The organism is Mucilaginibacter sp. (assembly GCF_036383575.1).
GTDB lineage: Bacteria > Bacteroidota > Bacteroidia > Sphingobacteriales > Sphingobacteriaceae > Mucilaginibacter.
Genome location: NZ_DASVOB010000467.1, coordinates 1 through 21,847, shown reverse-complemented (window position 1 = coordinate 21,847; position 21,847 = coordinate 1). Strand labels below are relative to the sequence as shown.

The window sequence follows — 21,847 nt, the reverse complement described above, 5'->3', positions numbered from 1 at the left end:
AATTGACATTCAAACGATAAAAATTTAAGTAATATTTATGCAGGATAGCTGTTAATTGTTAGCCATTTGCTATTATTGACAATCGATTACAATGTGTGATCCGTACACATTTAACTACACCTATTTTATGCGTAAATTATTTACTTTATTACTACTTATTGCTATTGCATTTTCGGCCCGGAGCCAAACTACAGGTGATTATTCAGGCACCGTTACCGATGGCAAAAACGAACCTATTGCAGGTGCTTCGGTGTACCTGCTCAATACCAACTACCAAACCAGCGCCGACCGGAGCGGGAAGTTTATTTTAAAAAGTATTACTTCCGGAAAATATACCCTGCACATCAGTGCCATTGGTTATGCGGCTAAAAACATCCCGGTTAATATGATCGGTACCAGTCGCCCGATAACCATTCAGTTGAATGATGCCAGCAACCAGTTGGATGAAGTTACTGTATCGGCTCAAAAAACGGAAGAACAGGCTCAGCGTGTGCCATTTAGTATTTCAACCCTATCGGCCAAACAGATACAGGATTACAGGCTTTGGGATTTGAAAGACCTCACCGCTATAGTTCCTAACTTAAATTCAGGCGCCCCCGGCGACGGCCGTACTGTTACCGGCATCCGCGGTATTGTGACTACATCGTATGATCCGGCTGTTGCAACCTATGTTGATGGTGTAAACCAATACGGTTTGGATACCTACATCCCTCAATTGCTGGATGTGGATAGGATAGAAGTTTTACGTGGTCCGCAGGGAACACTTTACGGGCGTAATGCTACCGGTGGTGTTATCAATGTGATCACCAAACAGCCGTCAAATACCTTAAGTGGTTTTGCCGGTGTTGATGTTGGTAATTATAACCAGCAGCGTTATACGTTAGGTATAAAGGCTCCACTGGTAAAAGATAAATTGTATTTAGGCGTTGCCGGAATCTATTCTGGCTTTAATGGTTTTTATGCCAATACATTTAATAGTACCCATTTTGATAAGCAGCATTATTTTTTAGGCAACTATTATCTGAAGTTTTTAGCTACTTCAAAGCTGGCCTTTACGCTGAATGTTAAAAACTATAACAACCGCAATAACGGTGCATTCACATTAGCCGGTTCTCCTGATGAAGCACTGAGCCATCCGTTTCAAGTTAACCAGAATGCTACTACCAAAATGATTGATAACACCTTTCAGTCGTCTTTAACTGCTAATTACAGTGGCAGTGATTTTAACTTCACCTCGCAAACCTCTTACCAGGTAAATAACAGGTATTATACCACGCCTATAGATGGCGACTTTTCACCCATCGACGCGGTATCTATCGTAAATAACTATGGCGGTAAATGGAACAAAGTGAAAACCACTATCCAGGAGTTCAGGTTTACCTCTCCCGCTTCATCAACCTCAAAACTGAAATGGGCCGCCGGTACTTATGGCTTTTACCATTATGCACCAAATAAACAGGGAACCTATTTTGGCGATGACGCGGCCGCAGTTGGTTCGCCGATCAGTGATTTTACCAGCATTAACACCAATACCGACCGTAACTATGGCTTAGCAGTTTATGGACAGGCTACTTATTCGGTTAGTGAGCAATTTGATGTTACAGCAGGTTTGCGTTATGATTACGAGCACAAAAAAGAAAATATAATGGGTGAGTTTTTGCCAAATGGTGGCGAATCAATGGTTACCCGCTCGGATACCTCATCAACCGCACACTATAAGGCTTTTACACCTAAAGTGAGCCTGGCTTACCATGTATCGGCACATAATAACCTGTTTGCTACTTACAGCCGTGGTTTCCGTGCCGGTGGTATCACCGAGTTAGGTTCTGATCCCTCGTCTCCACCGCTTTATTCTTTTAAGCCTGAGTATAGCAATAACTATGAGATTGGTTCAAAAAACGACTTTTTAGATAATCGCCTGCGTGTAAACGTAACTGCGTTTTATACCCGTGTTACCGATGCTCAGGTGCCAACGCTGGTTCTGCCCGATGCCATCACCATCACTAAAAATGCAGGTAAGTTAAGCAGCAAAGGTATCGAGGCCGAAATTAACGCCACTCCAATTAAAGGCCTGGAGTTTGATTACAATTTTGGCTATACCCATGCGCGTTACACTACTTTAGTGGTAGGCAGCAACGGTGAAGATGTGAATTTGAAAGGCAATAAACAGATTTACACGCCAAACATTACCAGCATGCTGGCCCTGCAATATGGCTACGACCTGGGCGGTCCGCTGAAAACAAAGCTGATTGCCCGTGGCGAGTGGCGCTACCTTGGCGACCAGTATTTTGACCTCGCCAATCAGATCGAACAAAAAGGTTACAGCAAGTTTAATGCAAGGGTGGGTGTAAGCACCAAAAGGTTCGGTTTGTTTTTCTGGGAGAGTAACATCGCCAATAAAAAATACATCGACTATGCCTATGATTTCGGCGCAACGCACTTAGGTAACCCACGTACTTATGGAGTATCATTGAATACTACTTTTTAGTTTAACTGCACGTTCAAACGTCCACGGTTGAATGATTGTTATTTTGAGCGTCCACACTCCCCGGTTAGGGGTAAGCGTGGACGCTTACTTTTTAAATGGGATCAAGATAGGACGCTTGACCTCGCGATGGTCAATTTATTAGCTTTAAGCTTTGTGCATTTTGCTTTTGGCCCTGATATAATAATGGTTATTTTACCTTATGTTATCCCGGATATTTTTTGTTAATTCAATCAAAATCTGATCGTTAATAAAACCTTGATCTTCATGAAAAAGAATATCCTGCCGCTGCTCATTGCTATTATAAGTATTGCCGTTACTTTCCCTGCGCACTCGCAGGTTATTACCAAATACGGCGATAATGTAAGTACGCTTGATGGCATCATAAAAGCCTATTATGGCGTAGTTTCCGTTAAAAAGGGCGAAAAAGTAAGCTATGAGCGCGACAGTCTGCTACATATATCCAATGCTCATGTTGGTGCAGGTTATACCGATAAACAAGGCAAACAACAATTCAGTTATATGACCCTGAAGCAATACCACAAACTGGCCGACCCTTCGCTGTCAAAAAAAGGTTTTGACGAACGGGAGATAGCCCGCAGAGTTGAAAAATTTGGCAGTATTTACCATGTATGGAGCACATACGAATCACGCAACACGGCCGATGGGCCGGTAACTGAACGGGGCATCAACAGCATTGAACTGTTTAACGATGGCACCCGTTTCTGGATCCTGGCCTGGTTTTATGATGGCGAACGTAAGGATAACCCAATACCGGCGGAATATTTGAAGTAAGTTTTTAGGGTTCATAGTTGATAGATTAGGGTTCATGGTTTTAGCTTCATGCATTTTTTACCATGATCTATAAACCATTAACTATAAGCTGTTGCCATGGTCTATGAACCATCAACCATGAACAACTATCAACTATGAACAGAAGCAAAAAACTGCTAACTTCACCGCCCTGAAATCATATACTTTAATTATGAAATTATTAGAAGGAAAAACCGCGTTGGTTACCGGCGCGTCAAAAGGAATAGGCCGCAAGATTGCCGAAAAATTTGCCGAGCATGGCGCTAATGTAGCTTTCACTTATTTATCATCTGTTGAAAAAGGTCAGGCCCTTGAGCAGGAGCTGCAAAGCTTCGGCACTAAAGTAAAAGGTTACCGTTCTGACGCTTCCAAATTTGATGAAGCTGATAAATTGATCACTGATATTGTTGCTGATTTTGGCACGCTTGATATTGTGGTTAACAATGCCGGTATCACCAAAGATGGTTTGCTGATGCGTATGACCGAAGAAAACTGGGACGAAGTGCTTGACGTAAACTTGAAATCGATATTCAATGTTACCAAGGCTGCTTCAAAGATCATGATGAAAAACCGCAAAGGTGTGTTCATTAACATGAGCTCGGTTGTTGGTGTGCAGGGTAATGCAGGTCAGGCCAACTATGCCGCTTCAAAAGCAGGTATCATTGGTTTCTCTAAATCTGTTGCCAAAGAGTTAGGCTCACGTAATATCCGTACCAACGTGGTTGCTCCGGGCTTTATCCGCACCGAAATGACTGAAGTGCTGGATCCTAAAGTTGTTGAAGGCTGGGCAGCCGGCATCCCGCTTAAACGTGCCGGCGAAACTGAAGACGTAGCCAATGCCTGCGTATTTCTTGCGTCAGACATGGCTGCCTACATAACCGGACAGGTTATCCCTGTTGACGGCGGGATGTTATAATAAATATTTCTACTCCATGTCATTGCGAGGAGGTACGACGAAGCAATCTCGTAGCTATGCATCTTAAAGAAGCATTGACTACGAGATTGCCGCGCTATCGCTCGCAATGACATATTTTATTTTGATACTCCAATCATTCGTTCTAATCTCAACCGACGAATAAAAACTTATTCCCCTCGTTTCACAATAATTTCGCATTTTGCAGGTAATGTTTATTGGGCCAGATGATCTGCGCCCTGATGATACCATAGCTACAAATGTTTTCACTTACATGGGGTTCTGTTTCGGGATGGTGGTTGCCTGCCGGCTTATTGCTGGGTTTGGCATATGCCTGGCTCATGTACCGCAAGCCGGTTGATTTAAACAAAAACTTACGCTATATACTGGCTGCTATCCGTGCGGTAACCGTATTTTTTATAACGGTATTGCTCATCTCTCCGTTGGTTAAATCTGTTAAGTATGAGCCTCAAAAACCATTGGTACTTATTGCACAGGATAATTCATCGTCCATAAACACTTTTAAACCGGCAGACTTTAATTCATCTGCATTTATTGATGACTTGGCTAAACTGAAGCAAGAGCTTGGCGATAAATACGATGTACAGGAATTTAATTTTGATAAAGACCTGCATCCAGGTTTTTCAAAAGGCTTCGGCGGTAAGCAAACGGATATAGCAGGTGCGCTGCATCAGCTTAACGATAGGTTCACTAATCAGAATATTGGAGCGCTGATATTGGCTACCGATGGTTTATACAACCAGGGTAACGATCCGCAATATGAGGCCCGGAATATCAAGACCAGTATCTACACCATAGCCCTTGGCGATACCACTGCTAAACGCGATCTGCTTATCGGCAACGTAAACTATAATAAGACCGCTTTTTTAGGGAATGATTTTGTGATAGAGGTGCTTGCCACAGCCTATCAAAGCAAAGGCGAAAACATGAACCTTTCGGTTACTGAAGACGGTAAACAGGTTTATGCCCAAAGCATCCCGGTAACGGGTGCCGATTTTAAAAAGATCATCTCCATAAAACTGAACGCTGCTAAAAAAGGCCTCAGAAAATACAATATCAGCATCGCACCTGTAAAAAACGAGCTTTCGATCCAAAACAATACCGAAACTATTTATGTGGAGGTATTGGACGCAAGGCAAAAGGTACTGTTGTTATATGATGGTCCGCACCCCGATTTAACAGTGATCAAACAGGCTATCGAAACCAATAAAAACTTTGAAGTAAAGGCAAGTTCCCTCACTGATGCTGCGGCTATTAAACCGGCCGATTACAGTTTAATAATTCTTTACCAGCTTTCAGCAGGTGAGTTCCCACCGATGAAAAGCTTTATTGCTAAAAGCAAAATGCCGGTTTGGTATATAGTTGGCTCACAAACTAACCTTCAGGCAATCAACAGCGAACAAAATGTGGTCCACATCAGTGCGGGCCGGGCCGAAACACAGGAGGTGATGCCTTTGCCAACAAATGACTTTACAGCATTTACACTGTCCGATTCGGCACGGAAAAAGATTGCAGCCTTCCCGCCATTGATCGCTCCGTTTGGAAGTTATGGAACCGCCGCAGGCACCTCGGTTCTTTTGAAGCAAAAAATAGGCGCTGTAGCAACTACATACCCCTTGCTTGCCTTTGGCGATGAAGCAGGCAGGCGGATTGCCGTATTAACCGGCGAAGGCATCTGGCGTTGGCAATTGTCCGAATTTCAAAACTATGGCAACCGAAATGCAACCGACGAACTGCTGAGCCAAACCGTACAATATTTAACCGCTAATGCCAACCGCCAGCGTTTCCGCGTTTATCCGGCACGTAATGTATTTGATGAGGGAGAAAACGTGATCCTTAATGCGGAGTTATACAACGATGCTCTTGAGTTGATCAACACTCCGGATGTAAAGATAGAACTGAAAAGCGCGGTAGGAAAAAACTATAGTTTCCTGTTTACCCGTACCGGTCAAAGTTACCAGTTGGATGCAGGTACCCTGCCTATAGGCGAGTATACTTATAATGCATCAACACAAAATGGCAAACAGGAGTTTAAAGCCAGCGGCCAGTTCACCATAAAGCCGCTTAACCTCGAAACCCGCCAAAGTGCTGCCAATCATACATTGCTGAACGCCCTCTCCAAACAAAGCGGCGGCCAAATGATCAAACCTGCTCAGATAAACCAGCTTGCAGATCTGATCCGTAAAAACGAAAACATCAAAACGGTGGTGTATGAAGATAAGCATTACAGCGACCTGATAGATATGAAATGGTTGTTTGGACTGATCCTGTTGCTGCTATCAACGGAGTGGTTTTTGAGGAAGAGAGAAGGAGAGATTTAAGAAGAGTCGGGACGGCAAGATATAAGAGTCAAGAAAAAAAGAAAGAAAAAAGGGAGGGCACGTGCGAGGCGCAGCTGAATTGAAAATGTTGATTTAATAAACCATGTCATTGCGAGGAGGCACGACGAAGCAATCTCATAGCTATACAGGGCGGACATGCATTGGCTACGAGATTGCCACGCTACGCTCGCAATGACATGTGTTTTAATTAAAAATAGAGATAATTCATCTTCCGAACACTTGCGGTGAAAACACCGACCACAAGCTAAATATATCCTTATAGCCCCTTTCCCAAGTAGAAATAACGTAATATTCTTACTATAAACCCGGATCAACATCGACCAGCAAATAAAAATCAATAGATTACCATATAAATTTCCACATCATTAATGTCGATCTCTACATCTGCTGCCGGCCTGGATATCTCCGGCAAACATAAACTTTCAGGCCTTGATCATTTACGTGCTTTTGCCATTGTGTTTGTGTTTTTATTCCACTACCAGTTTTACGGTCACCCGGAATGGGAAAATAAAATCGGAAGTTTTGGATGGACTGGTGTCGACTTGTTTTTTGTTTTGAGTGGCTTTTTGATTGCCGGGCAGCTTTTCAGTACTATAGCCCAGGGTAAAAGCATAGCTATAAAAGAGTTTTTTATCAAACGTTTTTTCAGGATCATTCCGCCATATCTTGTTGTTATTGCCCTGTATGCCTTTGTGCCATATTTGCGCGAACGCGAACATTTTGCAGCCCTTTGGAAATACCTGACCTTCACTTTAAACTTTGGGCTCGACCTGCATCAAACCGGTACTTTTACTCATGCGTGGTCGTTATGCGTAGAAGAGCAATTTTACTTAATACTGCCATTAACCTTTTGGTTATTCAACTATTTGAAAGCCGGCAAAAAAGCTATATACCTGATTGCTGCTTTATTTATTGGTGGCTTCGTGATAAGGTATGTCGGCTGGCAATATTTTATTGAGCCTCAGTTCTCCGGGGATGGCATAGGGGCGGTGTGGAACGAGTTTATTTATTATCCAACCTACAACCGGCTCGATGGCTTGCTCATAGGAGTGAGTATAGCAGGTATCTATACTTTCTATCCACACATAAAGGCTAAAGCAGGCAAATACAGCCATGTATTGATACTAACGGGTTTTACAATTTTGATAGTTTCTTATTTTGTAGCTTCACCGCAGGCCACCTTTAGCACCACCATGTGGGGTTTTCCGTTAATTTCTGTAGGATATGGTTTGGTTGTGGCTGCTGTAGTGAGCCCTGGTAATATACTTTATAAGCTCAGGTCAACAATTACCACGCAAATCGCTACGCTCTCCTATGGCATTTATCTTATTCACAAGCTCATGATCCACCTTACACAAAACCTGTTATCGGCGGCAGGTATGGATAAAAACAGTAACCTCATGATGTTGTGTTGTATTATAAGCAGTGTGGCCGGGGCGCTGGTATTGAGGCACGTTGTTGAGAAACCATCGTTAAAGCTTAGAGACAAGGTTTTGCTTAAATGGCAAGGTGGTCAATCGCTAAAACGCGGAGGGGGAATTTTGATGCAGGAAAATCGCTTTTAACACATGCAGATAGAAAAACTATAAATGAAAAATTTTCACACTAATCTTTACTTATTAATCGAATTACACTAATCTTAAATTAATTAAAAATTAGTGTAATTCGATTAATTGTGAATGGTTTGAAAAGCATTCGTGTGGAAATTTTTCAGATGAGATTTATTAAAACAGATCGAATTATTTGAAATCGATTTCCTGAATTTGGATGCCTTACTTCTCCTTTGTTTCCGGCACTACCACGTAAACATCCTCATTTGCTTTTTTCATAAGGTATTTTTCGCGGGCGAACTTTTCCATTTGCTGGGGGTTGGTGGTCAACTCTTTAAGCTCTTTGGTCACCTGGTCGGTTTGCGCTTTGTAGAAATCGCGCTCAAGCCTTAGTTTTTTAACCTGCTGGTGGTATTGGTATTGAGAGAACAGATCGTTCCTGTCAAAAAAAATCATCCATACAACAAAAGCCATAGTAACCAGGAAGAACTTGTTCTTGAAAAGGTCTATAAGGCGTTTCATTGATACCGGCTGTATGATTTTCATTTAAAGCTATTTAATTTTTTCGACGGATACAAATATGCTTATTAACTTATTAACAGGGAAATGTTTTTTGGTGAGTAGTTGATTGGGGTGATTGGGAGAGTGGTTGTTTTTTGGTGAATATTTATCAAGTTGATTGAGTGAGTAGTTGGTTTCTTGGGTGAATGATGATTTTTAAAGTAGACAAACTACTCACCTAATCAACCATTCACCCAATCAACTTAATATTTAACCTCTCTTAGCTCCACTCATGCCGCTGGCTCCACCTGGCCTGCCTGCCTCTGAACGGCTGCCGCCTGATCTTTTATTGCCGCCCGAACGACCATTACCAGCCGAACGGCTATTGCCGCCACCGCTGCCACCAGACCTACGGTTGCCGCCACGACCACCGCTACGCTGACCGCCACCTGAACCACCTTTTTTAGGTGCTTCGTTTATTTTAGCTGCCATAGCCGCCGGACTAAGCGGGTAAGGGTGACCTTCCTCAACCGGGATCTGTTTGGCTATCAGCTTGTGGATATCTTTCAAGAAATCCAATTCTTCGGCATCACAAAATGAAAGTGCTATACCGTTAGCGCCTGCCCGGCCTGTACGGCCAATGCGGTGTACATAGGTTTCGGGTACGTTTGGCAACTCATAGTTAATAACGTGGGTAAGATCATCAATATCAATACCACGTGCTGCAATATCTGTAGCTATTAATACACGGGTTGTGCGGTTTTTAAAGTTGGTTAAAGCCCGCTGCCTTGCATTTTGTGATTTATTACCATGAATGGCTTCGGCAGTGATACCTACGCGGTTAAGGTCTTTAACTACTTTATCTGCACCATGTTTGGTACGGGTAAATACCAGTGCCGTTTTGATTTCCTTGTCTTTCAGGATATGGATCAGTAATGACTTTTTATCGCCCTTATCAACATAGTAAACTGCTTGTTGGATGGTATCGGCAGTGGAAGAAACCGGGGTAACTTCAACTTTTTCCGGATTATTCAGGATACTGTCGGCCAGGCTTTGGATCTCTTTCGGCATTGTGGCCGAAAAGAACAGCGTTTGCCTTTTTGCCGGTACTTTGGCAATGATCTTTTTAACATCGTTAACAAAGCCCATATCCAGCATGCGGTCGGCCTCATCCAATATCAGGAATTTAACATGCTCCAGGTGAACATAACGCTGATTCATAAGGTCGAGCAGGCGGCCCGGGGTTGCTACTAAAATATCAACGCCGCGACGCAAAGCATCAACCTGGGGGTTTTGTGATACCCCGCCAAATATGACCAGGTTTTTAAGGCCTGTATGTTTGCCGTATGCGGTAAAGCTTTCGCCAATTTGCAGTGCAAGCTCGCGGGTGGGGGTTAAAACCAATGCTTTAATGGTTTTTTGCTCTTTGTGAGCTATCCTGTCCTGGTGTAATAACTGTAGGGTAGGGATAGCGAAAGCCGCGGTTTTGCCAGTGCCTGTTTGGGCACAGCCAAGTAAATCCTGGTGTTGTAATATGATAGGAATGGCTTGCGCCTGTATTGGTGTAGGTGTAGTATAGCCCTCTGTTTTTAAAGCCTTGAGGATAGGCTCAATTAAATTTAAATTTTCGAATGACATTTGATCTTTTGTAATATATAATGTGCTAACGCGAAAGCATAAGCGGATCTGAAGAGTTTGCTGGGCTCAAAACCGTAAGCGAACGGGTAATTAGCCGCAAAGATACGCTTTTTATTGTTAAGAAAATTTTAAGCCTTTATGAGGTAGTGTCTTAGTTTGAAAATTAAAGGATACCCTGGCAAATATACAGGTAAGGGTTCTCTGGTGAATTATTATATTTGTGAAAGCGCTTATCTTATGGAGATTGGTAATAACATCCCAAATCTATATTTCAGGTCGAAAAAGATTTCGTTAATGATATTGGCGGTAACGGCCATCATTTGCTCCCGGGCGTTATTTTTCTTTTTCTATGATCCAGAAGGCCCGAATCTTCTTATTGTTACAGGCCTGGCACTGGCGGTATATCTTTTATCATCGGCGGCCTATATATTCAGCCCATCCAAAGTAAGTGGTATTAAAAGACTTTCGGCAGCAATTTGTATCCAAATACTATTGGTTATTGGCCTCTATTTTTGCATGAAGTAGTTTCAGCTATAGCCTGAATATTGAATTAAATTCGTGTAAAACGAAAAATTTCCACCGGCTTAATAATCAATTAGTGTATGATTTATTTAGGCAGGCGATGTTTCTGCCGCATCCGCAGCCAGCTTCTTTCTTTTGGCATCGCGGTCTTTTTGCCATGATTCCAGCAGAATGAGGCCCATGCCTATCATGATAGATACGTCGGCCACGTTGAATACGCCCGTTTGGAAGATCTTGAAATTCATGTGCATAAAGTCGGTTACGCTACCATATAGCATTCTGTCGTACAAGTTGCCTGCGCCGCCGGCAATAACCAAAACAATGCCTGTGGTAGTTAATTTACCTATCGAAGGTTTTAACATCACATAAAAAACGCCAAAGGCAAGCGCCAGTAAAGGCAATAATGATAACAGGATAAATTTCCATGGGTTTTGCAGCGAATCGCCAAGGCTTAAAAAAGCGCCTGTATTTTCGGCATGCAGAATGGTGAAGAAGTTTTTGATAACAAAAATGTTATCGCTGATGTGGATATGCTCCCTTACGTAAATTTTAGTAACCCTGTCAAGCCCAATGCTTACAACCAATATCAGCACTATACCCAATATCCTCAAAATCCCTTTTCTGTTCATTAGTTTATTTTAACAATTTTAATATAACGTAACTGCTTTGGTTTAATTATATGGCTTTGATTGAGGGGGCAAAGGTATAAATAAATATGTGATTGAAACAGATAACTATAATAACATACGTTTATCAGGCTGTCATGCTGAGGTCCTCGAAGCATGGTGGGCTGGCCTTTCCGCGCGAGTCTTCGACAGGCTCAGACTGACACCCCCCTTGTGTCATTTTACCTTCTGGCCCGACGGATTTAAACACTCAGGGTACCAATAGGCCCTTCTTTAAACAAAAAAAGGCCATCTGCATAACACAGATGGCCTTTTCAGCATCAAAAGATTATTTTTTAAAGTATTTGAAATCTTTACCGATGAATTTAGCGTTAGCGCCTAATTCTTCTTCGATACGTAACAACTGGTTGTATTTAGCGATCCTGTCTGAACGTGAAGCCGAACCAGTTTTGATCTGACCGCAATTTAATGCTACAGCAAGATCTGCAATGGTTGAATCTTCAGTTTCGCCCGAACGGTGGCTCATTACTGAGGTGAAACCGTTAGTTTGTGCTAAAGTAACTGCGTTGATAGTTTCGGTTAATGAACCAATTTGGTTTACTTTTACCAGGATCGAGTTAGCAATACCTTCGCTAACACCTCTTTGTAAACGTTTAGTGTTGGTTACAAATAAATCGTCACCTACTAACTGTACTTTTTTACCGATTTTGTCGGTTAAGATTTTCCAGCCTTCCCAATCGTCTTCGGCCATACCGTCTTCGATAGAGATAACAGGATATTTAGCTACTAATTCAGCAAGGTAATCAGCTTGCTCAGCGCTGGTACGGATAGCACCTTTTTCGCCTTCAAATTTAGTATAGTCGTATTTGCCATCTTTGTAAAACTCAGATGCAGCACAGTCAAATGCGATGAAGATATCTTCACCCGCTTTGTAACCTGCTTTTTCAATAGCTTTCAAAATGGTTTCAACACCATCTTCAGTACCTTCAAAAGTTGGAGCAAAACCACCTTCGTCACCTACTGCAGTTGATAAGCCACGGTCATGAAGGATCTTTTTCAGGTTGTGGAATACTTCAGTACCCCAACGTAAAGCCTCAGAGAATGAAGGAGCGCCAACCGGCATGATCATAAATTCCTGGAAAGCAATAGGGGCGTCAGAGTGTGAACCACCGTTAACGATGTTCATCATCGGGATTGGAAGCGTGTTAGCATTTACACCACCAATGTAGCGGTATAAAGGCTGGCGGCTTTCCTGAGCAGCAGCTTTAGCTACAGCTAATGATACACCTAATATAGCGTTAGCACCAATTTTACCTTTGTTTTCAGTACCGTCAATCTCGATCATTAAAGCGTCGATAGCATTTTGATCAAACACATCGATACCTTTTAATTCAGGAGCTAAAATTTCGTTTACATTTTCAACGGCCTTTAAAACGCCTTTGCCCATGTATTTTGATTTGTCGTTGTCGCGAAGTTCAACAGCTTCGTGAACGCCGGTTGATGCACCTGATGGTACAGCAGCGCGACCGAATGCGCCGTTTTCGGTTAAAACTTCTACCTCAATAGTAGGGTTACCGCGCGAATCTAAGATCTGGCGGGCATGCACATCAATTATTATGCTCATAGTGAATTGTCAGAGTGTGGTTTGAATGAATACTATTAATAACGGCGGCTAAGTTAATGTGTAAATAAGGAAAACGCAATTGAAATTTTGTATTTGTAACGATTATTAGCTGATTGCGGTGTTATTTAACATGAATTTAATATAGAATGGTCGATTTTTTCACAAAAAGAGATGATGTCTGAACCGGAATTAAACGAATTTATTGAATATATGGGATTTTAAACCGCTTAAGTTCCGTAACTCGTTTAATTTCAGTTCTGCGGTCAATGCCCTTACTACTTTATCCGCCACTATCCCCGCTGTCGTGTCCTCACGACAGCATGCGTAAATTATATTGAAGCTGGTTAGTTGCCGTGGGGACACGGCAACGGGAAGAGTATGTATCTGAACCATGAGTTTTAGGATCAAGGGATTACCGGATTGAATCATCATATAGTCGTAAATCATGAAGATCCTTAAATCCTAAAAATCATGGTTCAGAAGTATGGCATTGCCTGCGGCCCGCGCTATCCGCTCATACTGCACAAGGCCTTAATCACGGGCCGGTATCTGCTACTATCGCTAATGCTGGCTTTATGGTAAATAACAACCTATCCCCGCTGTCGTGTCCCCACGACAGCATGCGTAAATTATATTGAAGCTGGTTGGTTGCCGTGAGGACACGGCAACGGGGTGGAACGGGGAAAAATTAATCACTCGTAGTAGGCACATGTTCGCGCTGTACTGCATTTTTGCGCTGGATGCGGTACATCAGGATCAGCATAATATTATCCTTATCGCTTTTGGCTGTGGCCGAATAATTATACTGGTTGATCCAGCCGGCCTGCAAGATCCATGATTTGTCAAATTGGTAGCCCAGCGCTGCCGAAATCCGGTTACGCTCAAAGTTAGGGACTTTGTTGTTCAGGAATACTTCGTCAAAGGCAGAAATAAACCAGGTTTTAGCCACAATTTTGGTATTGTTCAGCGGTACAAATACGTTGAGCCTGTAGCGGAAACGGTTACGGTAATCTCCGTTAACCCAGCGTTGTTCTACCCGGTAACGGTGTTCCAGTTTTATGCGGTACAAAAACTGGTTGCTGGTGATCTGCTCCCAAAAGCGGGTTTCGTTAATGGTAGGGCCTTTGCCAACATCCATATAATCGAAGGTGCTGTAATGACCGGTGCCTAAAAGCGCAGTGAAGTTTTTATCAATATCGTAACTTATACCCGCCTTTGCTTCATAGTACTGAAACTGGCTGAATACATTATTTGTACGGGTTTGAAACTCGGTATAGCCGCCCCATTTATGGGTGCTGTCGCCGGGGAGTACAACGGTAACTATACCCCAGGTGCCTACTTTTGAATCCTGTGCCTTAACGGTAATTGAACATATAGTTAACAAAAAGAATACTAAGGCAGTAAAACTAACTGGTTTGATTGTCATTACAGAGATTGTTTCTGCAAAGATATTTCCTAAATGTTATCTGAATGTTAATATTAACATGCTTAATGTTAAGTTAATGTTAAGCGATTAGGTGCGGATTCTATTGGTAATACGGTTGCAGACTTACAAAGCTCTTAAAACTCCGTAAGCCTGTATTGTACAATTTTTCATAAGGATGAAGCAAAGAGGCGGCGATGTTGCCAATCTGCAAGTCTCAAATTCCTGACTCTTATTTCTAAAAGTCTTGCATCTTTCCCACTACTCCCATTTAAACGTTTTCACCGCCACAGCATAGATCCCGATAAACCAGGCAAAGAGTATCAGCAGCTGATGGGTAACATCGCCCAAACCGGCCCCTTCAAAGGCTACTTTACGCATCGCGTCATTTAAATGGGTAAGCGGCAATGCTTTACTAATGTACTGGAGCCAGGTAGGGAACGCGGTGATAGAAAAAAATGTACCCGAAAGCAGGAATTGTGGCAAGGTGATAATATTGGAAAGTGGTGGCACCGAGCTTTCGTTTTTGGCAATGCCGGATACGGTAAAGCCAAAGCCCATAAAAATGATCAGTCCGATGGCTGAAAGTACCAGCATGTTTAAAACTGTTGTAACGCCGTGGATCAGCGTAAAACCAAAGATGTAATGGCCCACCAGTATAATAAATAGTGAACCCAGCAGCGAAAAAGCCAGCCTTGCAATAGCCTCGCCCAAAACAATACTGTAACGCTTAACCGGTGTGGCAAAAAAGCGCTTGATAACCAGCGTTAACCGTAAGCTCAGGAATACGAAGGCTGTACCAAAAACGCCGCTGCTTAACAACGAAAAACCCAACTGACCCGGTAATATAAAGTCGATATATTTATACGGGCGACCGCTTATAGTTTCCTCTTTAAGATCGATCAATTTAGGTACCTGAACCGTGGTGTATGATTGGATACGCTTCAACTCTTCCGATTGAATGCGGTAAAAGATGTTGTTCAGGGCTGATTTTAGTACGCTACCCTTATCACCCGATGCCTGGCTGTACTGCACGTGAACGGTCATGGCCGCTGGTGGGGCAAATGGCTTAAGGTCAAGAACTGCATCGATATTTCCCTTTGCCAGGTTTTTGCTCATCTCATCGGCGGTTTGATCATTGATGAGGTGCATGATCTTGTTTTTTTTCAGCGCCATGTAAACCGGGTTATTGGCCGAGGTATCGCTGCCTTTGGCAACGCCCACATCTATCGACATACCGCCCCCGCCAATGTTGGCAAAAACAATAATAAATATTAACGGGAAAGCCAGCGTAAACACCACCGCCGAAGGGCTGCGTAATATCGACCGGAAACTTGCCCGGGCAATAGCCAGGGTTGCTTTTGTATTGCTGTATGGTTTTTGGTTCATTAGTTCACTTGTTCATTGGTTCATTGGGCCTTGTTTGCCTGGGTATTTACTGCCTGCTGCAAACTCAATACTGCATACTGGCTCCCCCTTCAGGGGGCTGGGGGGGCTACCCTTCCCGCCATTCTTTACCTGTAAGGTTGATGAATACATCCTCCAGGTTGGCCAGTTTTACCTGTTTTTTGCGTTCGAAACCGGAGGCTACCAGTTCGTCGATAAAATGGTCGGGGGTGTCAATGCCGATGATATAGCCGTTGTCTACAAAAGCAACACGGTCGCATAACACTTCGGCTTCATCCATATAATGGGTTGTGATCACTACGGTGGTCCCCTGGTCGCGGATCTCGCGGATCAAATCCCATAGGTTACGGCGGGCCTGCGGGTCGAGGCCGGTTGTGGGTTCGTCCAAAAATATGATCCTTGGGTTATTGATCAGTGTGGTGGCGATAGAAAAACGTTGTTTTTGCCCTCCGGACAGGTCTTTATATTTCGCTTTCGCTTTATCGGTAAGGGCAACCTTTTCCAGCATTTCCATTGGCGTTTTATCAATGCCATACAAGCCCGAAAATAGTACGATCAGTTCCGACAGGTTGAGATTGGGATAATAACCCGCAGCCTGTAATTGTACACCTATGCGTTTTTTAATGCTATCGGTATCGGTTTCAATATCGAAGCCATCAACAATGATGCTGCCGGAGGTTTTATCACGAAGGGTTTCAATAATTTCGAGGGTGGTTGTTTTGCCGGCACCGTTAGGGCCAAGCAGGCCGAAGATCTCGCCTTCATAAACTTCAAAACTAATGCCTTTAACGGCTGCAAAATCGCCATAGTTTTTTACCAGGTTGTTTACAGTGATGATAGGTTGTTTTGTCATAGGGTAAAAATGCATCAGATTAATGAAATAACCATGAGTTTTTCGGTGAAGTACATAATTTTTACGGTGAAAGGAAGTTGAAAGACGGGAAAGACGCCTTTTTTATTTAAGTGATTTCTTGACCGTTTAGCCGTTCAACATTTCTCCCTTTAATGCTAAATTAGCCGCCATGATCAGGAAAGATAATTTCACCCTTCCCGGCGCCAAGGGGCGGCCAATGCTTATTGATGTTACCTACGATGATGTTTTTAAAAACGCACCGCTGGTAGTTTTTGCCCATGGCTTTAAGGGATTTAAAGATTGGGGTACACATGATCTTTTGGCCCGGTACTTTGCCGAAAAAGGTTTCCGTTTCCTGAAATTTAACTTTTCGCATAATGGCACAACGCCCGCCAATCCCTTAGACTTTGCCAATCTGACTGCCTTTGCCGATAATACCGTCTCTATCGAACTGGAGGATCTCGACACCATTATTGATTTTGCCTGCAGCGGCGCAAGCATCCCGGTTGCAAACGGAGTGTATTTAATAGGGCATAGCATGGGAGGAGGTGTAAGTATTATCAAAACTGCCGAAGACGCCCGCATCAAAAAGCTGGTGAGCATGGCTTCTATATCCGGTTTCCGGAACTTGTGGCCTAAACAAATAGAGCAGCAATGGCGCTTGCAAGGAGTTTTTTATTTCGAAAATAAACGTACCGGTCAGCAGATGCCTGTCAAATCGACCTTGTTGGATGACCTCGACAAGCACCCGCTCAGGCTGGATATTATCAGGCAGGCGAGTTTGATAACCCAACCATGGCTCATCGTTCATGGTGATGCCGATCCTACGGTGCCTGTAAGTCACTCACAACAACTTCACGAAGCTAATCCTGCTGCCGAATACATCGTACAAAAAGGGGCCGATCATACTTTTGGTGGTGAACATCCTTTTACAGGTGACGCTTTGCCGGCTTCGCTGATTGAGTTTTGTGATACAGCAATATCATTCTTAAGTAAATAAAGGTTGAGCCGCTTCAACCATTCGTAACTTTTTTGCGTTAGTTATATCATACCTGATATAAGTACTATAATTGCTACTATGAGTTTACCCGCATCGCGTAAAAAAGGACGAAAATATCAAAATACTATACCCACTGACGAGGCCGGTTTTGGCAAAATGATCCCGATTTTGAGGGAATATATGAACAACAAAGCCGAGAATACACCTAAAAAAACATTAGGCCCTTTTAAAACGGATCCGGCGGTTTTCGATACTCCTCCGGCATCGGGGTTGCGCATTACCTGGATCGGCCACTCCAGTATCCTGATCGAGATAGATGGTAAACGTATCCTTACCGACCCGGTTTGGAGCGACAGGGTTTCGTTTTCACAATCATTCGGGCCGAAGCGGTTTTTTAACCCACCGATAGCTTTAGAGGATCTACCTCCGCTTGACGCTGTGATCCAGTCGCATGATCATTATGACCATTTGGATAAGGCTACCATTAAGTTTTTTGCTGATAAAAACATCCCCTTTTTCTGTTCGATGGGGGTAGCGCAATATCTAACCGGTTGGGGTATGGCAGCCAATTTTATCACCGAAATGGATTGGGGCGACAGCGCGATGATCGGTAACGAAATTGTACTTACGGCAACACCGTCACGCCACTTTTCGGGCAGGGGAATTATCGGGCGGAATGAAACGCTTTGGTCGTCATTCGTGTTCAAAGGCCCGAAGCATAATATTTATTTTGGTGCCGATTCCGGGTACTCGCCCGAATTTAAGGCGATAGGAGAGGCTTTTGGCCCGTTCGATCTGACCATGCTGGAGATAGGTGCTTACGGAAAATTCTGGCCGGATATTCATATGGGGCCGGATAATGCTTCAAATGCCCATCTCGATCTGAAAGGCAAATTGATGATGCCTATACATTACGGCACGTTCAATCTTGCCCCGCATGCCTGGTACGAGCCTGTTGAATGGTTAGTGCCGATGGCCAAGCAAAAACACATCGATTTATTTGTACCCAAGCCCGGTGAACCAACCGAAGTAAAAGGTGCTTATAATTCTGATTGGTGGAAGGAATATTTATCTTAGTGGGCATTTTCACCACACGTCATTGCGAGGTACGAAGCAATCCCCGATTGGCAGGTTCGCCCTGTATAGTTCGCGATTGCTTCGTGCCTTATAATGACGTGATTGTAAGTTATTGATTATCAATAGTGTTTTTTAAACACGTCATCACATTTTTTTTCAGGATTGCCCTGATGGTTACTCGCAATGACGTTATAGTTCATAATCCATGTCCCAATCCTACATATTAGTCATCAACGGTAAACCCGAAGGTCCTTTTACCATTCCCGAGCTCAAAGCCCGCGGCATTAAGCCCGGTGATTTTGTAAAGACCGACGATATGGTGGATTATAAGGAAGCCCATGAAATTGCCGAATTAAGGGAATTATTCGGTTTTGCCAGGCCTAAATTGCTCATGCAATATTACGGTAGTTTTGACCAGCGCTGGCTGGCCTCGGCGTTGGATTGGTTTATCCTGTTTGGTGTGTTTGTTTTACTTGCAGCAATTGCGGTGTTCCTGTTCATTACAGATAAGCAGGAGCGCATATATGCTTCAATTGGTATAGTTGCTTTTACGCCTATCGGTAAATTTATTTATAATGTTGTGATGGAGAGCTCGGTTAAACAAGCTACTTACGGCAAGCAGATGCTTAAGATAAAAGTGGTTGATATGGACGGCAACCGGATCACTGTTGCCAAAGCCATAGGCCGTAACCTGGCCAAAATATTTTCGGTACTAACCTTTTTTATCGGCTACCTGATAGCATTTTTTAATAAGCAACAACAGTGTTTACATGATATGATTGCAGGTACGCTGGTGATTAAGGAAAGGTTGGTGTGAGGGCAGTTTTATTATTTCAGCTTTACTAATTTATACTTCAATTTATCCAGCATCAGCAACGATGAATCAGCGTTTGGTTTGGTATCATATAGCTTTAGTGTATCGCTATCAAATTTAAAGGAATAGGATCGATAAATTTTCTTATCAGATACAAAGCTTATCTCGTCGAGGTTATCCATTGGTTCCATATTAAGATCAACAAGTACAGAATAGGTTTTAAAATCTTTAAATCCTGTTACATTCCCATTTATATTAAATACCACAGGCTGACTCGTTGCGGTATCAAGCAATGTATATCTTCCAATCATAAGAGCCTTGTTAACTGCACGGTCAAACCCTTCGTTAACCGCCATGATTTTTTGGCCATTTGCCCTTATGAATTGATAGGCTTTTATTTTATTTTTTACACCTGGATAGTAAACAGTAAGAACGGTATCGCCATGATTGACGGCAACGCTGAGCTCTCCTTCTCCAAATGTGATCGATGATGGTCTTTTTCCTGCTTTAAAAGATAATGTTATATCACCTCCTTCATGGTTGTTCCAACCGGCATGTACTGTAATGACATTGTCTGTCATCTCGGTTGTGTCGATAGTGAAAATTGTTATACCTGATGCCTCATCTATCGTCGCCATGGGGGATTTTGTTTCAGTTACTTTGTCTATATAAGCCTTTTTTACCCAGGTGCCCTGCAATAGTGGTCTGAATTTTGCAATTAAAGGATTTGATTTTTCGATGCTTTTGGAGTTAGCAGCCGTATCTGTTGAAGCTTGTTTGGTAGTCCTTTTACAAGAAAAAAGGAAGATAAGCGTTAAAAGCAAAAAGTAATTTTTCATTGTGAATAGATAAAGGCGGGTGAGGCTGTTGGATATCGAATTATAGCGTTATTTAGTCCTTATCAGTCTGTATTTCAAATCTCCCCATTTTAAATGAAGCGAGTCGGCGCTGAAATCAATATTGTAAATATTTAAGGTATCACGGTTTGTTTTAAATAGATAGTCTTTCTGTTTTTGAGTGCCAATATTAAAGCTAAACTGATCCAGGTCGTTTTGCGGACCGGCCACGAAATCGGTATTAACATAATAGGTTTCACAATCCGGAAAGCCATTTACTTTACCATCGTTAGTGAACGATATTTTAGATGTTACTCCATTAGCATCAAGCATCTCATATTTTCCGCTGATGAGCAGCTTGTTGGTAATGTAAGATATACCGTATCCCATATCATTGTCTACTTGTTTAGCTAAAACCCTGGTGTATTTTACACTGTCTGTAACTTGATTGTTTTTATTATAATGATAAAGCACCAGGCTGGTATCGACGCCTGCTATCTGATAACCGATCTCATAAAAATTACTCCTTACTTTGTAGTCAACCCAATTGGTTTTTAATGAATTTGGTCGATGTCCCGGCTTGAAAAATATCGTAAAGCTTGTTCCCTCATGGTTATTCAAACTTACGCCAACTATCGTGCTGTCTTTTTCTGTGGAATCTAAATTGATTGCAAGTGCTGAAGCCCCGGTTAATTTTTTTGATGAGATATAAGGAGATTTAGTGCGGCTGAGATCGGTTATGTAATCGCTTGTTAACCAAATACCTTCTATAAATGGTTTAAATTGTTGCAAAAGAGTTGAGTGGGTATCCACGCTTGTTCTCTGTAAAACACTATCAGAAACAGGTGCTTTAGTTTTGCTTTTACAGGATATAAGGGCAATAAGAATTAGAATAAGCAAGCTGCTGTTTTTCATAATTTGTTATAAGGTTCTATCCGGCTAAGATATATAAATTCAGTTTGAGACTATTGGCTGCACAATATTTATCCTTTATGCACAGGTAGCCTAATCTCAACATATTCACTAAATTTGCATCATATTAATTTCCATCATTGATGAATACTGATGCTATTAAAGTGCTGCCCGGCCGTTATTGTAATTCGTTAACCGAATATTCACGCTTTGTTACCCGCGAGGTTAATATTGGTGACGTGCCTATGGGCGGGAATAATCCAATCCGCATACAAAGCATGACCACTACTGATACCATGGATACTATTGGTACGGTGGAGCAATCTATCCGGATGGTTAATGCCGGCTGCGAGTATGTGAGGATCACTGCCCCCAGTATTAAGGAAGCCCAAAACCTGGCCGAAATAAAAAAACAACTTCGTGCCCGTGGTTATACTGTACCACTGGTAGCTGATATTCACTTTACCCCAAACGCTGCCGAGGTTGCTGC

18 protein-coding genes are annotated in these 21,847 nt (G+C 42.7%); 9 read left to right on the top strand and 9 right to left on the bottom strand.

Features of this window, described 5'->3' with window-relative positions:
* The first annotated feature begins 127 nt into the window (after nt 1–127).
* From VF500_RS16655 to VF500_RS16635, 5 genes are all read left to right on the top strand, one after another.
* The gene (locus VF500_RS16655) at nt 128–2,488 is read left to right on the top strand and encodes a TonB-dependent receptor (protein ID WP_330860753.1); all 2,361 of its coding nucleotides are present in this window, start codon (nt 128–130) and stop codon (nt 2,486–2,488) included.
* Between the two features lie 264 nt (nt 2,489–2,752).
* Nucleotides 2,753–3,280 carry a hypothetical protein gene (locus VF500_RS16650; protein WP_330860752.1) on the top strand — a complete coding sequence of 176 codons (528 nt, stop codon included), beginning with the start codon at nt 2,753–2,755 and terminating at the stop codon, nt 3,278–3,280.
* A 190-nt stretch (nt 3,281–3,470) separates the two neighbouring features.
* Entirely contained in the window at nt 3,471–4,214 is a 744-nt protein-coding gene (gene fabG, locus VF500_RS16645; protein WP_090529006.1) for a 3-oxoacyl-[acyl-carrier-protein] reductase, read from the top strand.
* A gap of 257 nt (nt 4,215–4,471) precedes the next feature.
* Nucleotides 4,472–6,553: a hypothetical protein gene (locus VF500_RS16640; RefSeq protein ID WP_330860751.1), complete on the top strand. Its 2,082-nt coding sequence runs from the start codon at nt 4,472–4,474 to the stop codon at nt 6,551–6,553.
* Between the two features lie 389 nt (nt 6,554–6,942).
* A complete protein-coding gene (locus VF500_RS16635) occupies nt 6,943–8,139 on the top strand; it encodes an acyltransferase (protein ID WP_330860750.1) in 1,197 nt (398 codons plus the stop codon).
* 207 nt (nt 8,140–8,346) lie between these two features.
* Here the strand turns inward: VF500_RS16635 and VF500_RS16630 are convergent, their stop codons facing one another.
* The 7 genes from VF500_RS16630 to VF500_RS16600 all read right to left on the bottom strand — a co-directional run bounded on the left by VF500_RS16630 (nt 8,347) and on the right by VF500_RS16600 (nt 16,718).
* Entirely contained in the window at nt 8,347–8,670 is a 324-nt protein-coding gene (locus VF500_RS16630; RefSeq protein WP_330860749.1) for an FtsB family cell division protein, read from the bottom strand.
* 225 nt (nt 8,671–8,895) lie between these two features.
* A complete protein-coding gene (locus tag VF500_RS16625) occupies nt 8,896–10,263 on the bottom strand; it encodes a DEAD/DEAH box helicase (RefSeq protein WP_330860748.1) in 1,368 nt (455 codons plus the stop codon).
* A gap of 611 nt (nt 10,264–10,874) precedes the next feature.
* Nucleotides 10,875–11,414 carry a signal peptidase II gene (lspA, locus tag VF500_RS16620; protein WP_330860747.1) on the bottom strand — a complete coding sequence of 180 codons (540 nt, stop codon included), beginning with the start codon at nt 11,412–11,414 and terminating at the stop codon, nt 10,875–10,877.
* A 325-nt stretch (nt 11,415–11,739) separates the two neighbouring features.
* Nucleotides 11,740–13,035 carry a phosphopyruvate hydratase gene (gene eno, locus VF500_RS16615; RefSeq protein ID WP_330860746.1) on the bottom strand — a complete coding sequence of 432 codons (1,296 nt, stop codon included), beginning with the start codon at nt 13,033–13,035 and terminating at the stop codon, nt 11,740–11,742.
* A gap of 688 nt (nt 13,036–13,723) precedes the next feature.
* The gene (locus VF500_RS16610) at nt 13,724–14,461 is read right to left on the bottom strand and encodes a DUF2490 domain-containing protein (RefSeq protein ID WP_330860745.1); all 738 of its coding nucleotides are present in this window, start codon (nt 14,459–14,461) and stop codon (nt 13,724–13,726) included.
* Between the two features lie 258 nt (nt 14,462–14,719).
* Nucleotides 14,720–15,847 carry an ABC transporter permease gene (locus VF500_RS16605; RefSeq protein WP_330860744.1) on the bottom strand — a complete coding sequence of 376 codons (1,128 nt, stop codon included), beginning with the start codon at nt 15,845–15,847 and terminating at the stop codon, nt 14,720–14,722.
* 106 nt (nt 15,848–15,953) lie between these two features.
* Complete coding sequence (locus VF500_RS16600; RefSeq protein ID WP_330860743.1) at nt 15,954–16,718, bottom strand: ABC transporter ATP-binding protein; 765 nt, start codon at nt 16,716–16,718, stop codon at nt 15,954–15,956.
* A gap of 169 nt (nt 16,719–16,887) precedes the next feature.
* Between VF500_RS16600 and VF500_RS16595 the strand changes: the two genes are divergently transcribed.
* From VF500_RS16595 to VF500_RS16585, 3 genes are all read left to right on the top strand, one after another.
* A complete protein-coding gene (locus tag VF500_RS16595) occupies nt 16,888–17,718 on the top strand; it encodes an alpha/beta hydrolase family protein (protein WP_330860742.1) in 831 nt (276 codons plus the stop codon).
* A 78-nt stretch (nt 17,719–17,796) separates the two neighbouring features.
* Nucleotides 17,797–18,795, top strand: coding sequence for an MBL fold metallo-hydrolase (locus VF500_RS16590; protein WP_330860741.1), 999 nt, complete (start codon nt 17,797–17,799; stop codon nt 18,793–18,795).
* Nucleotides 18,796–19,000: 205 nt separating this feature from the next.
* Nucleotides 19,001–19,612, top strand: a complete 612-nt coding sequence (locus tag VF500_RS16585; protein WP_330860740.1) for an RDD family protein — start codon at nt 19,001–19,003, stop codon at nt 19,610–19,612.
* Between the two features lie 11 nt (nt 19,613–19,623).
* On the opposite strand, the gene VF500_RS16580 is transcribed toward VF500_RS16585, so the two are convergent.
* Nucleotides 19,624–20,448 carry a hypothetical protein gene (locus tag VF500_RS16580; RefSeq protein ID WP_330860739.1) on the bottom strand — a complete coding sequence of 275 codons (825 nt, stop codon included), beginning with the start codon at nt 20,446–20,448 and terminating at the stop codon, nt 19,624–19,626.
* A 48-nt stretch (nt 20,449–20,496) separates the two neighbouring features.
* Complete coding sequence (locus VF500_RS16575; RefSeq protein ID WP_330860738.1) at nt 20,497–21,360, bottom strand: hypothetical protein; 864 nt, start codon at nt 21,358–21,360, stop codon at nt 20,497–20,499.
* Between the two features lie 140 nt (nt 21,361–21,500).
* Between VF500_RS16575 and VF500_RS16570 the strand changes: the two genes are divergently transcribed.
* Nucleotides 21,501–21,847, top strand: a 347-nt coding sequence (locus tag VF500_RS16570) for a flavodoxin-dependent (E)-4-hydroxy-3-methylbut-2-enyl-diphosphate synthase (RefSeq protein ID WP_330860737.1), incomplete at its 3' end; no start/stop codon positions are given.

Bases quoted from the DNA above. Each gene is read 5' to 3' on its own strand.
- VF500_RS16655 (WP_330860753.1), top strand. From the start codon at position 128: ATGCGTAAATTATTTACTTTATTACTACTTATTGCTATTGCATTTTCG.
- lspA (WP_330860747.1), bottom strand. From the start codon at position 11,414: ATGAACAGAAAAGGGATTTTGAGGATATTGGGTATAGTGCTGATATTG.
- VF500_RS16580 (WP_330860739.1), bottom strand. From the start codon at position 20,448: ATGAAAAATTACTTTTTGCTTTTAACGCTTATCTTCCTTTTTTCTTGT.
- VF500_RS16650 (WP_330860752.1), top strand. From the start codon at position 2,753: ATGAAAAAGAATATCCTGCCGCTGCTCATTGCTATTATAAGTATTGCC.
- VF500_RS16610 (WP_330860745.1), bottom strand. From the start codon at position 14,461: ATGACAATCAAACCAGTTAGTTTTACTGCCTTAGTATTCTTTTTGTTA.
- VF500_RS16595 (WP_330860742.1), top strand. From the start codon at position 16,888: ATGATCAGGAAAGATAATTTCACCCTTCCCGGCGCCAAGGGGCGGCCA.
- VF500_RS16585 (WP_330860740.1), top strand. From the start codon at position 19,001: ATGTCCCAATCCTACATATTAGTCATCAACGGTAAACCCGAAGGTCCT.
- VF500_RS16590 (WP_330860741.1), top strand. From the start codon at position 17,797: ATGAGTTTACCCGCATCGCGTAAAAAAGGACGAAAATATCAAAATACT.
- eno (WP_330860746.1), bottom strand. From the start codon at position 13,035: ATGAGCATAATAATTGATGTGCATGCCCGCCAGATCTTAGATTCGCGC.
- VF500_RS16630 (WP_330860749.1), bottom strand. From the start codon at position 8,670: ATGAAAATCATACAGCCGGTATCAATGAAACGCCTTATAGACCTTTTC.
- VF500_RS16625 (WP_330860748.1), bottom strand. From the start codon at position 10,263: ATGTCATTCGAAAATTTAAATTTAATTGAGCCTATCCTCAAGGCTTTA.
- VF500_RS16640 (WP_330860751.1), top strand. From the start codon at position 4,472: ATGTTTTCACTTACATGGGGTTCTGTTTCGGGATGGTGGTTGCCTGCC.
- VF500_RS16575 (WP_330860738.1), bottom strand. From the start codon at position 21,360: ATGAAAAACAGCAGCTTGCTTATTCTAATTCTTATTGCCCTTATATCC.
- VF500_RS16600 (WP_330860743.1), bottom strand. From the start codon at position 16,718: ATGACAAAACAACCTATCATCACTGTAAACAACCTGGTAAAAAACTAT.
- VF500_RS16605 (WP_330860744.1), bottom strand. From the start codon at position 15,847: ATGAACCAAAAACCATACAGCAATACAAAAGCAACCCTGGCTATTGCC.
- VF500_RS16635 (WP_330860750.1), top strand. From the start codon at position 6,943: ATGTCGATCTCTACATCTGCTGCCGGCCTGGATATCTCCGGCAAACAT.
- fabG (WP_090529006.1), top strand. From the start codon at position 3,471: ATGAAATTATTAGAAGGAAAAACCGCGTTGGTTACCGGCGCGTCAAAA.